This is a genomic window from Lentzea rhizosphaerae (genome assembly GCF_042649515.1).
In the GTDB taxonomy this organism is placed as follows: Bacteria; Actinomycetota; Actinomycetes; order Mycobacteriales; family Pseudonocardiaceae; genus Lentzea; species Lentzea aerocolonigenes.
Window position 1 is genome coordinate 72,774 of the sequence record NZ_JBHRZI010000046.1, and the last position, 13,563, is coordinate 86,336.

Sequence of the window (13,563 nt, forward strand, 5' to 3'; positions counted from 1 at the left end):
GGCACAGATCACTATACAAACTGCTCAGCAAAATCGCTGACTGTTGCTCACCCTGTCGGGTCGACTCATGCTGAGAGGCATGACGCAGCAGCTTGACGACGTGAGCTACGACCAGCTCCGGCAGCTCGTGGGCTTGGTCGACTACGACGCGACCAAGGACCCCTTCCCCGTGCGCGCCATGGATGCCGTGGTGTTCGTCGCGGGCAACGCGACCCAGACCGCCTGGCTCTACCAGGTGGCGTTCGGCATGGAGCTCGTGGCCTACGCGGGCCCCGAGACCGGCCAGCGCTCGCACAAGTCGTTCGTGCTGAAGTCGGGCTCGGCCCGCTTCGTGATCCACGGTGGCGTCCAGCCCGGCTCGCCGCTGCTCGACCACCACCGCAAGCACGGCGACGGCGTGGTCGACCTGGCGCTCGAGGTCGGCGACGTCGACCAGTGCATCAAGCACGCCCGCGAGCAGGGCGCGACCGTGCTGGAAGAGCCGCACGACGTGACCGACGAGCACGGCACCGTGCGTCTCGCGGCCATCGCGACCTACGGCGAGACCCGCCACACGCTGGTGGACCGTTCCAAGTACACCGGCCCCTACCTGCCCGGTTACGTCGCGCGGACGTCGTCGGTCAAGCGTCCCGAAGGTGCCCCGAAGCGCCTGTTCCAGGCCGTCGACCACTGCGTCGGCAACGTCGAGCTCGGCAAGATGGACTACTGGGTCGAGTGGTACAACCGCGTCATGGGCTTCGTGAACATGGCGGAGTTCATCGGCGACGACATCGCCACCGACTACTCGGCGCTGATGTCCAAGGTCGTCTCCAACGGCAACCACCGCGTCAAGTTCCCGCTCAACGAGCCGGCGATCGCGAAGAAGAAGTCGCAGATCGACGAGTACCTCGAGTTCTACGAGGGCGCGGGCGTGCAGCACATCGCGCTGGCGACCAACGACATCATCAAGACCGTCTCGGCGATGCGCGACGCGGGGGTCGAGTTCCTCGAGACGCCGGACTCCTACTACGACGACCCGGAGCTGCGTGCCCGGATCGGCGAGGTCCGCGTGCCGATCGAGGTGCTCAAGGAGCACCGCATCCTGGTCGACCGCGACGAGGACGGCTACCTGCTGCAGATCTTCACCAAGCCGATCGGCGACCGCCCGACCGTCTTCTACGAGCTGATCGAGCGGCACGGTTCGCTCGGCTTCGGCAAGGGCAACTTCAAGGCCCTGTTCGAGGCGATCGAGCGGGAGCAGGAGCGACGCGGCAACCTCTGATGGCGTTCCCCCGGTAAGGTGCTTTACGGGGGATACACATCGTGGGGAGGTGGCATGGCACTCGTACGACGCGTGGCCGCGGTGATTCCGCTGGTCGGAGCCGTGACCACGGCTGCGGCACTGACCGGCGCGGCGTTCTTGACCGTGGCTCACGCGGGCTGCGACGAAGCCGGCCGCTTCGTCCGCACCGCCGAGTCGATCGAGTTCGTCGGCGGCTGTGTCAACGGCGCCGATCTACCGTCGGCTCCGACGGCCGAGGCCGAGAACGTCGACAGGTTCGGCGGCTCCAAGAAACCGTAGGCCAGCTCGATGAACGGCGCATTTGTCCACCTGAGGTGGACAAATGCGCCGTTCATGCGTTGGTCAGGGAACGATGCCTTCGTTCGCCGAGGCTGCGGCGTTGAGAAGACGAAAGGCCCTCCCCGGTCGGGAAGGGCCTTTCACCGCGGTCGGACTCAGCCCAGGGCTTCGAGCAGGTCGGCCACCAGGTCGTCGCCGGACTCGATGCCCACGGAGACTCGGACCAGGTCGGCCGGCACCTCGAGCATCGAACCCGCCGTGGAGGCGTGGGTCATCTTGCCGGGGTGCTCGATCAGCGACTCGACGCCGCCCAGCGACTCCGCCAGCGTGAAGAGCTTGGTGCGGGCGCAGACCTCGAGCGCCGCCTCCTCGCCACCCTCGACGAGGAACGACACCATGCCGCCGAACCGGCGCATCTGCTTGGCCGCGACGACGTGGCCGGGGTGCGACTCCAGGCCGGGGTAGATGACCTTCTTCACGCGCGGGTGCCGCGTCAGGGCCTCCGCCACCAGCTCGGCGTTGTCGGAGTGCTTCTCCATGCGCAGCTCAAGGGTCTTGATGCCGCGCAACGTCAGGTACGCGTCGAACGGTCCGGGCACCGCGCCCGCGCCGTTCTGCAGGAACCCGAACGCCGCGTCGATCTCCTCGTCCGAGGTGATCAGGGCACCGCCGACGACGTCGGAGTGGCCGCCGACGTACTTGGTCGTCGAGTGCAGCACCACGTCCGCGCCCAGCTCCAGCGGCGTCTGCAGCGCGGGCGAGGCGAACGTGTTGTCCACGACCAGCTTCGCGCCGGCCTCGTGGGCGACGGAGGCGATGGCCGCGATGTCACCGATGTTCAGCAACGGGTTCGTCGGCGTCTCGATCCACACGAGCTTCGTGGCCGGGGTGATCGCGGCGCGGATCGCGTCGACGTCCGAGACCGGCGCCGGCGAGTGGGTGACGCCCCACTTGGAGAAGACCTTGTCGATCAGCCGGAACGTGCCGCCGTACGCGTCGTTCGGGATGACGACGTGGTCGCCGGGCTTGAGGAACGTGCGCAACGCCGCGTCGGTCGCACCCATGCCGGAGGAGAACGCACGGCCGTAGCGGCCGCGTTCGAGCGACGCGAGGCACGTCTCCAGCGCGCGGCGGGTGGGGTTGCCGGTGCGCGAGTACTCGAAGCCCTCACGCAGCCCTCCGACGCCGTCCTGGGCGTACGTGGAGGTCGCGTAGATGGGCACGTTCACCGCACCCGTGGTCGGGTCCGGGTCCTGACCGGCGTGGATCGCCCTGGTCGCGAAGCCGTAGGGGGTGCTCATGTTCGAAGAGTACTCACCCATCTGGCGGTCGACGGGAGTAGTCCAAGCAGTGAACCGGCCACCGCGAACACCAGCGTGAACCACACGACGTCCTGCACGTGCAGGAACGCGAACGCCATCACCGGTACGACCGCGCCGAACGGGAACTCCTGCAGGATCGCGACCAGCACGATGCCCGCCACCACGACCGCGCCCACGGGGAGGAGGAACCTGCCGAAGCCCACACGCAGGCACAACAACAACCCGCCGCACAGCAGCAGCACGGCCGCGAGCGCCTGCAACGCGAGCAGGACCAGCGGGGTCACCGCGTCGATCAGCAGACCGAACGTCCCGCCGATCTGGACCAGCGCCCAGATCGTGCCGATCAGGACGAAGAGACCGGCCAGCACTCCCGAGATGCCACCGAGCACGCCCGTCACGCCACTCGGGCGCGCCGGACCGGGCCTGCCACCAGGCCCCGGATACGAGCCAGCCCCCGGCCACTGGGTGGCCGGGGGCTGGTACGGCTGCTGAGGGTTCACCAACCCTGCTGCTGGCCGCCGTAGCCCTGCTGCGGCGGCTGGCCGTAGCCACCCGGCTGCTGCTGCTGCTGCGGGTACCCACCGGTGCCCGGCTGCTGCTGGTAGCCACCGGTGCCCGGCTGGCCGTAGCCGCCCCCGTACGGGGAGGCCGCCTCCGGGGCGTTGACCACGACGGTGCCGCAGATCTTGTCGGAGTACGTCTGGTTCTTCGGCTTGTTCCACAGCGGCGACAGGTAGTTGATCAACGACCCGATACCGCAGAGCAGACCGAACGCGTAGTTGAGCAGAAGGCGGAGGAAGGCCACACCGCCGCCGGGCGGCTGCTGCGTGTCCTCCTTGATCACCTTGATCTTGGCGACCTTCTTGCCGATCGACTGTCCGGTCGAGCCGCCCTTGAGGACGGTGTTCCAGATGAAGAAGCCGAAGAGGCCGCCGTAGCCGACGATGTAGGCGAGCGCCACGAAGAGACCGGCCGAGGAGGCGTCACCGGTGCTCGCACCGATACCGGCGAAGATCCCGATGATGATGGCCGCGACAACGCCGGGCGCGGCGTAGTCGATCAGACCCGCGACCGCGCGCGGGCCCCACTCGGCGTAGCCGGTGGGAGGCGCCGGCGCCATGCCGTAGCCGGGCGCGCCGTAGCCGCCGGGCTGGCCGTACGCCTGCTGCTGCGGCTGGCCGTACGGGTTCGACTGCGGAGCACCGTACGGCTGCTGCGGCTGACCGTAGGGCTGCTGCTGCGGCTGGCCGTACGGGTTGGACTGCGGCGCACCGTAGGGCTGCTGCTGCGGCTGCCCGTACGGGTTCGACTGCGGGGCACCGTACGCGGGCGGCTGCTGGGCGGGGAAACCGCCAGAGCCGGGTCCCTGTGCCGGGAAGCCGCCCGAACCGTGGGCTGCCGCTGGCGGCACCTGGCCGGGGCTGACGACCTGGGTGGCGTCCGCGTTCTGCTGCGGTGCTGCGGGAGCCTGACCAGGCGAGACGACCTGCGTCGCGTCCGGGTTCGGGTTCGCCGCGGACGGCTGCCCACCCCCCGGGACGATCTGCGTGGCGTCCGCGTTGGGCTCCTGCGGCTGACCGCCGAACTGGTTTCCTGGCGGCTGCGGAGCGTTCATCCGGTTTCCAACCCCCTTGGCTGGTCCGTGCGAGTAAGACTGATGATCTGGGGCGTCACGCTATCGGACGCACCCGGTTCCACGCTCAGCGACCAGCCAAGAACCCCAGAATGTCCTGACGGGTCACCACGCCGGCGGGCTTGCCGTCCTCCAGGACGAGCGCCGCGTCGGCGTGCGAGAGGGCGTTCATCGCGATGCCGACGGGCTCGCCCGCGCCGAGCGTGGGCAGCGGCGGTGACATGTGCTTGTCCAGGCGGTCCGACAGCTGCGCCTTGCCGGTGAACAGGGCGTCGAGCAGGTCGCGCTCGTTCACCGCGCCCGCGACCTCGGCGGCCATGACCGGCGGTTCGGCGTTGACGACCGGCATCTGCGACACGCCGAACTCGCGCAGGATCGCGACGGCGTCACCGACGGTCTCGTTCGGGTGAGCGTGGACGAGGTCGGGCAGCATGCCGCCCTTGCGGCGCAGCACGTCGCCGACGGTCGCGCCGGTCGAGTCCGGCGGGAGGAAGCCGTAGGAGGCCATCCACCGGTCGTTGAAGACCTTCGAGAGGTAGCCGCGGCCGCCGTCGGGGAGGATCACGACCACGACGGCGTCCTCGGGCAGGTCCTTGGCGATGCGCAGCGCCGCGGCGGCCGCCATGCCGCAGGAACCGCCGACGAGCAGGCCTTCCTCGCGGGCGAGGCGGCGGGTGATGTCGAACGAGTCCGCGTCCGAGACCTCGACGATCTGGTCGCAGATGGTCTTGTCGTACGCCTCCGGCCAGAAGTCCTCGCCGACGCCCTCGACCAGGTACGGACGACCGGTGCCGCCCGAGTACACCGAGCCCTCTGGGTCCGCGCCGATGATCTTCACCGCGCCGTCCGAGACCTCCTTGAGGTAGCGGCCGGTGCCGGAGATCGTGCCGCCGGTGCCGACGCCCGCGACGAAGTGCGTGATCTTGCCCTCGGTCTGGCGCCAGATCTCGGGGCCGGTCTGGTGGTAGTGGCTCGCCGGGTTCTCCGGGTTGGAGTACTGGTTCGGCTTCCACGCGCCGGGGATCTCGCGGACCAGCCGGTCGGAGACGTTGTAGTACGAGTCGGGGTGCTCGGGCGCGACGGCGGTCGGGCAGACCACGACCTCGGCGCCGTAGGCCTTGAGGACGTTGCGCTTGTCCTCGCTGACCTTGTCCGGGCAGACGAAGACGCACTTGTAGCCCTTGCGCTGGGCGACCAGGGCGAGGCCGACGCCGGTGTTGCCGGACGTGGGCTCGACGATCGTGCCGCCGGGCTGGAGCTCACCCGAGCGCTCGGCCGCCTCGACCATCCGCAGCGCGATGCGGTCCTTCACGCTGCCGCCGGGGTTCAGGTACTCGACCTTGGCCAGCACCGTGGCCTTGATTCCCGAGGTCAGGGAGTTGAGCTTGACCAGCGGCGTGTTGCCGACCAGATCGACGACGTGCTCGACGTACTCCACCGCGTAACTCCCCACTCCCACTCTTCGAGATAGCGAACGAAGCCTAGCTCTAGTGACTGCGGAGGTTAATTCGAACAGCGGTACCGACGATTCACTTCGAAAGGGGGTGTTGCGGATGATCGGACTGAGAACGCTGCGAGCGGTGGCGATGACCGCCGCGACGCTCGGCGGGCTCTCGGGCGCGCTCGTCGGGTTGCTGAACGAGCAGAGCAGACGCGCTCGCGTGGCCATCGGCGTGCTGGAGCACCTCTGGCCCGCCCCGGACGGTGTCTACCTGGACGACGGCGGCGATCCGCTGCGGCTGGCCGTGCTCGGCGACTCGATGGCGGTGGGCGTCGGTGTGACGCATCCCTCGCAGATGCCGGGCGTGCTGCTGGCCCACGCGCTGGCGGAGGAGGCGGCACGGCCGGTGCGGCTCTCGACGTACGCCGTCAGCGGCTCGACCACCCGCGACCTGGTGCGGCAGGTCGACGCCGCCGTGCTGGACGAACCTCAGGTCGCGTTGATCATCATCGGCGCGAACGACGTGACGTCGCGGCTCGGCGTCCGGGAATCCGCTGCACTGCTGGGTGAGCAGGTGCGGAAGCTGCGCGCCATCGGGTGCGGTGTCGTCGTGGGGACCTGCCCGGACCTGGGAACCGTGCGGCCGATCCCGCAGCCGTTGCGGATGGTCGGGCACCAGTACAGCGTGCGGCTCGCGGCGGCCCAGACGGCCGAGGTGTCGCGGTCCGGCGGTGTGCCGGTGTCGCTCGGGAACCTGCTCGCCCCGGAGTTCACCGCGCGGCACGTGGACATGTTCAGCTCCGACCGCTTTCACCCCAGCGCCGTCGGCTACGAGGCCGCGGCGGGCGTGCTGCTCGCACCGTTGTGCCAGGTGGCGGGGCTGTGGCCGGGCTGGGTCGTGTCGTCGTCGCCGGTGCGTTCGGCGGCGGCGCTGGCGGTCCGGACGTCCCGCGTGCCCGCGTGGCTGCAAAGGCGGCACGCCTGAGTTTCGAAATCCCCGTCACGTGCGCTGGCCGGGGTGAGCGGGCGTTAACTACGCTCGACGGCAACCTTGACTCTCAACGAGGAGTTTCGTGATGCCTGAGGCCGTGATCGTCTCCGCTGCCCGTTCCCCCATCGGCCGCGCGGGCAAGGGCTCGCTGAAGGACGTGCGGCCAGACGACCTGGCGGCGCAGATGGTTCGTGCAGCGCTCGACAAGGTCCCCCAGCTCGACCCCGCGCAGATCGACGACCTGATGCTCGGCTGCGGCCTGCCCGGCGGCGAGCAGGGCTTCAACATGGCGCGCGTCGTGTCCGTGCTGCTGGGCCAGGACAACCTGCCCGGCACCACCGTCACCCGGTACTGCGCCTCGTCGCTGCAGACCACGCGCATGGCCCTGCACGCCATCAAGGCGGGCGAGGGCGACGTGTTCATCTCGGCCGGCGTCGAGACCGTGTCGCGGTTCGCCAAGGGCAGCTCCGACTCGTGGCCCGACACCCACAACCCGCTGTTCGCCGACGCCGAGGCGCGCACGGCGTCCACCGCCACCACCGGCGCCTCGGAGTGGATCGACCCGCGCACGCTGGACGTCGTGCCGGACGTCTACATCCCGATGGGCCAGACCGCCGAGAACCTGGCGCTGCTCAAGGGCGTGACGCGCCAGGAGATGGACGAGTTCGGCGTCCGCTCGCAGAACCTCGCCGAGAAGGCCATCGCCGACGGCTTCTGGGCCCGCGAGATCACCCCGGTGACGCTGCCCGACGGCACGGTCGTGTCGGCCGACGACGGCCCGCGCGCCGGCGTCACCTACGAGGCCGTCTCGCAGCTCAAGCCCGTCTTCCGCCCCGACGGCCGCATCAACGCCGGCAACTGCTGCCCGCTCAACGACGGCGCCGCGGCCCTCGTGATCATGTCCGACACGAAGGCGCGCGAGCTCGGCATCACCCCGCTCGCCAGGATCGTCTCCACCGGCGTCTCGGGTCTGTCGCCGGAGATCATGGGCCTCGGCCCGGTCGAGGCGTCGAAGCGCGCGCTGGCCCTGGCCGGACTGTCGATCTCCGACATCGACCTCGTGGAGATCAACGAGGCGTTCGCCGCCCAGGTGATCCCGTCCTACCAGGACCTCGGAATCGACATTGATCGTTTGAACGTGAACGGCGGCGCCATCGCCGTCGGCCACCCGTTCGGCATGACGGGTGCGCGAATCACCACGACCTTGATCAATTCCCTGCAGTTCCACGACAAGCAGTTCGGTCTCGAAACCATGTGCGTCGGCGGTGGCCAGGGCATGGCGATGGTGATCGAGCGCCTCAGCTGAGGTTTTTCCTCAAGATCTGCAAATTGACGCTTGCAAGTAGCTCCGCTTCACCCGAACGGAGCTACTTGCCTGCGACCTTTCTGCCGATGAGGTATTTCGTCGCGCAACGGCGTCATCCGGCGAGGGGAAGTCCGTCCCTACCGATGAGCAAGGAGGGTCGGACATGCCGTACGTGTGGTGGCAAAGCGAATACGACTTGCAATGCCATGCCTTCTCCCTCGACCAGGCCAATGGTTCCCGGAGCTTTTACGAGGCCGTCTGCGAGCACTCGGTCCCCGATGAACGGGTTTCGCGTGCTCAGGCGGGCGCCCTGTGCACGACCTGCCTGATCAAGGTGGGTACCGAACTGCCCGACGTGCGGTGGCGCGTCTAGGTGCGTTTCATGCCGGTCGACGCCGGGGCGCTTTCGACGAAACCGTGCCGTTCGTAGAGACGGCGGCCGGGCGGGTCGGCCAGCAGGTTGACGTACGCGTTCGGTGCGTGTTCGTCGATCTTCGCCAGCAACGCGGTCATGATCGCGTCACCGATGCCTTTGCGTTGATGATGCGGTAGAACGGCCATGTCGATGATGTGGAAGTACCAGCCGCCGTCGCTGATCACGCGGCCCATGCCGGCGGTTTCGCCTGATTCCACGTGAATGACGCGTGCGCAGGCCCAGGCACCGTTCGCGCCGTTCTCGGCCTCTTCGCGAGTCCGTTCGCTGAGCCCCGCCTCCTTGCGCAGGCGCAGGTAGTCGTCGACGGACGGCGGTGCCATCTCCAGGCGGTACGCGTGATCCACGACGTCACCCTACAAACGCCGAAGGGCGCCCCGCCGAAGCGGAGCGCCCTCCGAACCCACCTGCGGGACGTCAGTCCGAGTTGAAGTACGACAGCAGGCGCAGGATCTCGGTGTACAGCCACACCAGGGTGACCGTGAGACCGAACGCGATCTGCCACGCGAACTTGGCCGGCACACCGGCCCGGATCGCCTGGTCGGCGGCGTCGAAGTCGATCAGGAAGCTGAACGCCGCGAGGCCGATGCAGACGAGGCTGAAGATGATCGCGAGCGTGCCACCGCTGCGGAGGCCGAGGCCACCGTCGGTGAAGAAGCTCATGATCAGGTTGAACAGCATCAGGACGGCGACGCCGATGATCGCGCCGGTGATCCACTTGGTGAACTTCGGCGTGACGCGGATCGCACCGGTCTTGTAGACCACGAGCATGCCGGCGAAGACACCGATCGTGCCGATGATGGCCTGGCCGATGACCACGACGCCCTGGCCGGGGTTGCCGGTCCAGCGGTCGATCATGGCGCCGATGATCCCGCTGAACGCGCCGAGGAAGATGCCTTCGACTGCGGCGTAGGCGATGACGAGGGGCGGGCTCGGGTTGCGCTTGAACGTGATGATCAGCGCGAGCACGAGACCGATGATCGCGGCCGGGAACAGCAGTACCCAGGCCTTCATCAGGTAGGTGACGACCGCGGTGGCAGCCACCACGGCCAGCGTGATGCCGGTCTTGGTGACGACGTCGTCGATCGTCATGGGCCGCTCGCTGGTCAGCGGCGGCGGAGCCTGCTGGTAGCCGGCCTGTTCAGGCTGGCCGAAGCCTGCGTAGCCTCCGTACCCGCCGCCTGTCGGCAGGTTACGGAAAGCCGGGTTGCTGCTGGAGCGCACCTGGTCCTCCTGGGGCGTTGCTTTACGCCGTCACGGGTACAACGAGCACGCTTGGTGCCAGGTTCCCCGTCGGTAAAGACGACTTTACCCCCGACGACGATCACACGTGCGCAAATACTGCGCTAACTCCGGAGCGTAGTGAAGTTACGGCGTGTCGCGGCGTGTCCTACACAAAGTGCGTAAGCCCTGTCACATTCCGATCACGTTCACACGGAAAGTAGCGACACACTTCCTCCCTGTGGCGGCTTGTCCCCGATGTGGGGGACCGACAAGCTCGCACGCGGGATTAACACAGGTCAGAGGGGATCAAGATCCAAAATGGGCTGGAAACGTCTGGCCGCCGTGGCGATGGTCTCAGGGCTCGCGCTCCTGACCGTTCCCGCGACGGCGTCAGCGGTCGGCGTCAAGGGCATCGGTCACAACGCGTCAGGGCTCCAGCCCAACGCCACTCCGGGTAGCGAGTGGCACGGGTCATACGTCTGGCAGGAGAAGCACGTGTGGTGCGTGCAGTACGCACTGCCCGCGCCGGACAGCAACGTCGGCTACAAGGAAGGCGACGCGCTGCTCACCAAGGCGGGCAAGGCGCTCGCCCCGGACATCGCGGCGAACATCTCCTACCTCCTCCTCCGCTACTCCACGACGAAGTCGCCGGACGAGGCCGCCGCTCTCGCGCACCTCCTGCACAGCTGGACGTCCGCTCCGGACGGTGCCGTGCGCCTCGACACCACCGACCCGAAGTTCCTCGCCTACGACGCGCCGTTCTACGCCGCGCGGCTGCCGAAGTCCGTCATGGACGCGGTCGCGAGCATGAAGGCCGACGCCGAGGCCAACCGCGGCCCGTGGACCCTCAGCGCCACCGCGCCGAAGGAACCGCTGATCATCGGCGCCGACTCGAACTGGACCGTCGCGCTGACCAAGGCCAACGGCAAGGGCGTGCCGAACGCGCCGATCGCGTACAAGCTCACCGACGCGAAGCTCTTCGACGGCAGCGTCGAGGGCACGGTCACGACGGCCCCCGACGGCGCCCCGGCCGCCATCAAGATCATTCCCACCGGTCCCGAGCCCTCGATCGCGGTCACCGCGGACTCGCCCGCCGACCGGCCGGTCGTGCACCAGCCGATCCAGACGGACAACATGCAGCGCATGGTCACGACCGGTGGCGAGAAGAAGCTCAACGCCGCCGCCAACGGCCAGGCCAAGACCGCGCCCGGCGCCGTGAAGATCACGAAGATCGACTCGGAGACCAAGAAGGCCATCGCCGGCGTCCCCCTGCGCGTGACGGCCAAGGACCAGACGAGCCCCGCCCTCAAGCAGGACGACTCGCCGCTGGTCGGCACGGACGGCAAGCCGCTCGTGCTGCAGACCGGTTCCGACGGCACGGTGGCCGTTCCCGACCTGCGCACCCCGCAGGAGATCTGCCTCGTCGAGGTGACCGCGCCGAAGGGGTACGAGGAGTACTTCGACCCGAAGGCGCCACCGGCCGCGTGCGGCACGCTCGCCGCGGGTCAGACGCTCGCGCTGGAGCTCGTGAACAAGCCCAACAAGCCCGTTGTGCCGAGCACGATTCCGGCGGGTGCGGACGGCAAGACGCCGGTCGCGACCGCGTCGTTCGACACGCAGCTGCGTCCCGGTCTGATGCTCGGGGTGGGTGGCCTGGTGCTGCTAGGCGCGGCGCTGGCAGGCTTCCTGGTGTGGCGCAGGCAGTGAGTCCCAAGGCGTTTCTGACCGGCGTGCTGGTGGCAGGCGTCGCCGCCACCAGCGTGCTGGTCACCAACACCGACACCGAGATCCTCGAAGGACGAGCGATCGCGGACGAGATCCCCGTGGTCGGGCCGGGCCCGGTGGCGGACAGCCTCAGCACCGGCCGCGGCACCGACCTCACCGGTCTGGTCGGCGGGGCGAACACGGCCAACGCCAAGCCCGCCGACCCGGCCGCGCAGGCGCCCGCGCCGCCCAAGGCGGGCCCCGGCTCGGTCCGGCTGCCCGCGGGAGGTTCGGCCACGCTGGTGCGCAAGGAGGTCAAGGACGGCGTGCTGCCCGTGCCCGACGGCATCGGCGAGGCGACCTGGTGGGGCACGGACCTCGCCGGCGCGGAAGGCGCGACGGTGCTCGCCGGGCACGTCGACTGGAAGGGTGCGAAGGGCCCGTTCGCGGAGCTGTGGCAGGCGCAGAACGGCCGCGAGGTCCTGATCACCGACAGCGCGGGCAAGGCGTTCAAGTTCCGCATCAAGCAGATCGAGACGGTCCGCAAGGAAGAACTTCCCGCCCGTGCCGTCGAGTTCTTCGGCCCGCGCGGCCCGCACCGGTTGGTGCTGGTCACCTGCGGCGGCACGTGGATCGGCGGACAGCAGGGGTACGAGGCGAACCGAGTGGTGATCGCCGAACCCGTTGGGTGACCAGTTGCTTCCTCCGCGCAACCCGTTCGGGTGACCAGCCGTCTCCTTAAGTGTGAAACGGTGGGGATGGTTGACCACGGGTCTGGCGCTGGGGCTGGTTCTTGCGATGGTGATGACCCTCGGGTCGCGCAAGGAGCCGGAGACCCAGGCGGAATCCGGTCCGTTGCCGATGGCACCGCGACTGCCCGCCCCCAAGGACGCCGGACCGACACCGACGGTGCCCGCTCCCACCCCCGAGCAGATCCAGAAGCAGCCGTGGATGCACAAGCTCGCGCCGGGTGAGAAGCCGCCGCAGTTCGTGCTGTTCTCCTTCGACGGCGCGGTGTCCAAGCAGCACTGGGACAAGGTCCTGCCGATCGCGAAGGCCAAGAACGCCCACGTCACCGGTCTTCTGTCGGGCGTGTACATGTTGTCCGACCAGGACAAGATGCAGTACCAGCCGCCGGCCGGACTCAAGCGCGGCGTCTCCGACATCTCGTTCGGCGGCAGCAGGCAGGACATCGCGGCACGCATCGGCTACCTGAACCAGGTGATCGACGAAGGCCACGAGATCGGCACCCACTACAACGGCCACTTCTGCTCCGGCGGCACGCAGCCTTCGGTGGACAAGTGGGACAGCAAGGCGTGGAACGAGGAACTGGCCCAGTTCAAGCAGATCGTCGACAAGGCGCGGGCGGCCGGGTTCAAGCTGCCCGACGGCGCTGTCCGGGGTGGACGGACGCCGTGCCTGGAAGGCAACTGGGACCAGGCTTTTCCCGCGATGGCCGCGAACGGCCTGGTCTACGACACCAGCAAGGTGGCGCTCGGCGTGCAGTGGCCGTCCGTCCAAAACGGACTGTACGAGTTCCCGATGCCCGAGGTGCGGGTTCCGGCGCTCGGCAAGCAGGTCGTGATGATGGACTTCAACCTCTGGTACTCGCTCAACCAGGCCAAGGACGAACCGCAGCGCGCGTCCGAGTTCAGCCAGATCGTCTTCGACACGTACAAGTCGGTGCACCAGGCCGCGCTGAACGGCAACCGCGCGCCGATCGTGGTCGGCAACCACTTCAACGAGTGGAACGGATCGGCGTTCTCGAACGCGATGGAGCAGTTCCTCGAGTACGTGTGCGACAAGCCGGAAACGGTGTGCGCCACCTACACCGAGGTGATCCAGTGGATGCAGCTGCAGGATCCGGCGGTGCTGGACCAGCTCCGCCGGATGCCCGCAGCTCGCAACTAACCCTCACCCGTCCGTGTCTGCTGACTGCACGCGGGGA

Annotated in this window: 14 protein-coding genes; 8 read left to right on the plus strand and 6 right to left on the minus strand. The window is 68.5% G+C overall.

All coding sequences use genetic code 11. The features are described from left to right. Nucleotides 1-79: 79 nt before the first annotated feature. Nucleotides 80-1,261: a 4-hydroxyphenylpyruvate dioxygenase gene (gene hppD, locus ACFOWZ_RS42140; RefSeq protein ID WP_382379595.1), complete on the plus strand. Its 1,182-nt coding sequence runs from the start codon at nucleotides 80-82 to the stop codon at nucleotides 1,259-1,261. A gap of 54 nt (nucleotides 1,262-1,315) precedes the next feature. Further along, a complete protein-coding gene (locus ACFOWZ_RS42145; RefSeq protein WP_382379596.1) occupies nucleotides 1,316-1,561 on the plus strand; it encodes a hypothetical protein in 246 nt (81 codons plus the stop codon). A 155-nt stretch (nucleotides 1,562-1,716) separates the two neighbouring features. On the opposite strand, the gene ACFOWZ_RS42150 is transcribed toward ACFOWZ_RS42145, so the two are convergent. The 4 genes from ACFOWZ_RS42150 to ACFOWZ_RS42165 form a co-directional block, all read right to left on the minus strand. Beyond that, nucleotides 1,717-2,862, minus strand: a complete 1,146-nt coding sequence (locus ACFOWZ_RS42150; RefSeq protein ID WP_382379597.1) for a cystathionine gamma-synthase — start codon at nucleotides 2,860-2,862, stop codon at nucleotides 1,717-1,719. Further along, entirely contained in the window at nucleotides 2,859-3,383 is a 525-nt protein-coding gene (locus ACFOWZ_RS42155; protein WP_382379598.1) for a hypothetical protein, read from the minus strand. The genes ACFOWZ_RS42150 and ACFOWZ_RS42155 overlap by 4 nt, the downstream gene beginning before the upstream one ends. Next, nucleotides 3,380-4,498 (minus strand): RDD family protein, encoded by a 1,119-nt coding sequence (locus ACFOWZ_RS42160; protein ID WP_382379599.1) that lies wholly within the window; start codon nucleotides 4,496-4,498, stop codon nucleotides 3,380-3,382. Before ACFOWZ_RS42160 ends, ACFOWZ_RS42155 begins: the two co-directional genes overlap by 4 nt. 85 nt (nucleotides 4,499-4,583) lie before the next feature. Beyond that, nucleotides 4,584-5,954 carry a cystathionine beta-synthase gene (locus ACFOWZ_RS42165; RefSeq protein WP_382379769.1) on the minus strand — a complete coding sequence of 457 codons (1,371 nt, stop codon included), beginning with the start codon at nucleotides 5,952-5,954 and terminating at the stop codon, nucleotides 4,584-4,586. Between the two features lie 115 nt (nucleotides 5,955-6,069). On the opposite strand from ACFOWZ_RS42165, the gene ACFOWZ_RS42170 reads away from it, so the two are divergent. The 3 genes from ACFOWZ_RS42170 (at nucleotide 6,070) to ACFOWZ_RS42180 (ending at nucleotide 8,627) form a co-directional block, all read left to right on the plus strand. Then, the gene (locus ACFOWZ_RS42170; RefSeq protein ID WP_382379600.1) at nucleotides 6,070-6,942 is read left to right on the plus strand and encodes an SGNH/GDSL hydrolase family protein; all 873 of its coding nucleotides are present in this window, start codon (nucleotides 6,070-6,072) and stop codon (nucleotides 6,940-6,942) included. Nucleotides 6,943-7,033: 91 nt separating this feature from the next. Next, the gene (locus tag ACFOWZ_RS42175) at nucleotides 7,034-8,254 is read left to right on the plus strand and encodes an acetyl-CoA C-acetyltransferase (RefSeq protein ID WP_382379601.1); all 1,221 of its coding nucleotides are present in this window, start codon (nucleotides 7,034-7,036) and stop codon (nucleotides 8,252-8,254) included. Nucleotides 8,255-8,417: 163 nt separating this feature from the next. After that, the gene (locus ACFOWZ_RS42180; RefSeq protein ID WP_382379602.1) at nucleotides 8,418-8,627 is read left to right on the plus strand and encodes a hypothetical protein; all 210 of its coding nucleotides are present in this window, start codon (nucleotides 8,418-8,420) and stop codon (nucleotides 8,625-8,627) included. Here the strand turns inward: ACFOWZ_RS42180 and ACFOWZ_RS42185 are convergent. Together ACFOWZ_RS42185 and ACFOWZ_RS42190 are read right to left on the minus strand one after the other, a co-directional pair. Next, nucleotides 8,624-9,034, minus strand: a complete 411-nt coding sequence (locus ACFOWZ_RS42185) for a GNAT family N-acetyltransferase (RefSeq protein WP_382379603.1) — start codon at nucleotides 9,032-9,034, stop codon at nucleotides 8,624-8,626. The genes ACFOWZ_RS42180 and ACFOWZ_RS42185 overlap by 4 nt on opposite strands. 70 nt (nucleotides 9,035-9,104) lie before the next feature. Beyond that, nucleotides 9,105-9,911: a Bax inhibitor-1/YccA family protein gene (locus ACFOWZ_RS42190; protein ID WP_382379604.1), complete on the minus strand. Its 807-nt coding sequence runs from the start codon at nucleotides 9,909-9,911 to the stop codon at nucleotides 9,105-9,107. Between the two features lie 318 nt (nucleotides 9,912-10,229). Here ACFOWZ_RS42190 and ACFOWZ_RS42195 point away from each other — a divergent pair, with 318 nt between their 5' ends. The 3 genes from ACFOWZ_RS42195 (at nucleotide 10,230) to ACFOWZ_RS42205 (ending at nucleotide 13,526) form a co-directional block, all read left to right on the plus strand. After that, the gene (locus ACFOWZ_RS42195) at nucleotides 10,230-11,618 is read left to right on the plus strand and encodes an MSCRAMM family protein (protein ID WP_382379605.1); all 1,389 of its coding nucleotides are present in this window, start codon (nucleotides 10,230-10,232) and stop codon (nucleotides 11,616-11,618) included. Further along, nucleotides 11,603-12,307: a class F sortase gene (locus ACFOWZ_RS42200; RefSeq protein WP_382379606.1), complete on the plus strand. Its 705-nt coding sequence runs from the start codon at nucleotides 11,603-11,605 to the stop codon at nucleotides 12,305-12,307. Before ACFOWZ_RS42195 ends, ACFOWZ_RS42200 begins: the two co-directional genes overlap by 16 nt. Nucleotides 12,308-12,377: 70 nt before the next feature. Beyond that, nucleotides 12,378-13,526: a polysaccharide deacetylase gene (locus ACFOWZ_RS42205; protein ID WP_382379607.1), complete on the plus strand. Its 1,149-nt coding sequence runs from the start codon at nucleotides 12,378-12,380 to the stop codon at nucleotides 13,524-13,526. Nucleotides 13,527-13,563: the final 37 nt, after the last annotated feature.

Coding starts and splice junctions, on each gene's coding strand:
- hppD (WP_382379595.1), top strand. CDS start 80: ATGACGCAGCAGCTTGACGACGTGAGCTACGACCAGCTCCGGCAGCTC.
- ACFOWZ_RS42145 (WP_382379596.1), top strand. CDS start 1,316: ATGGCACTCGTACGACGCGTGGCCGCGGTGATTCCGCTGGTCGGAGCC.
- ACFOWZ_RS42150 (WP_382379597.1), bottom strand. CDS start 2,862: ATGAGCACCCCCTACGGCTTCGCGACCAGGGCGATCCACGCCGGTCAG.
- ACFOWZ_RS42160 (WP_382379599.1), bottom strand. CDS start 4,498: ATGAACGCTCCGCAGCCGCCAGGAAACCAGTTCGGCGGTCAGCCGCAG.
- ACFOWZ_RS42170 (WP_382379600.1), top strand. CDS start 6,070: ATGATCGGACTGAGAACGCTGCGAGCGGTGGCGATGACCGCCGCGACG.
- ACFOWZ_RS42175 (WP_382379601.1), top strand. CDS start 7,034: ATGCCTGAGGCCGTGATCGTCTCCGCTGCCCGTTCCCCCATCGGCCGC.
- ACFOWZ_RS42180 (WP_382379602.1), top strand. CDS start 8,418: ATGCCGTACGTGTGGTGGCAAAGCGAATACGACTTGCAATGCCATGCC.
- ACFOWZ_RS42195 (WP_382379605.1), top strand. CDS start 10,230: ATGGGCTGGAAACGTCTGGCCGCCGTGGCGATGGTCTCAGGGCTCGCG.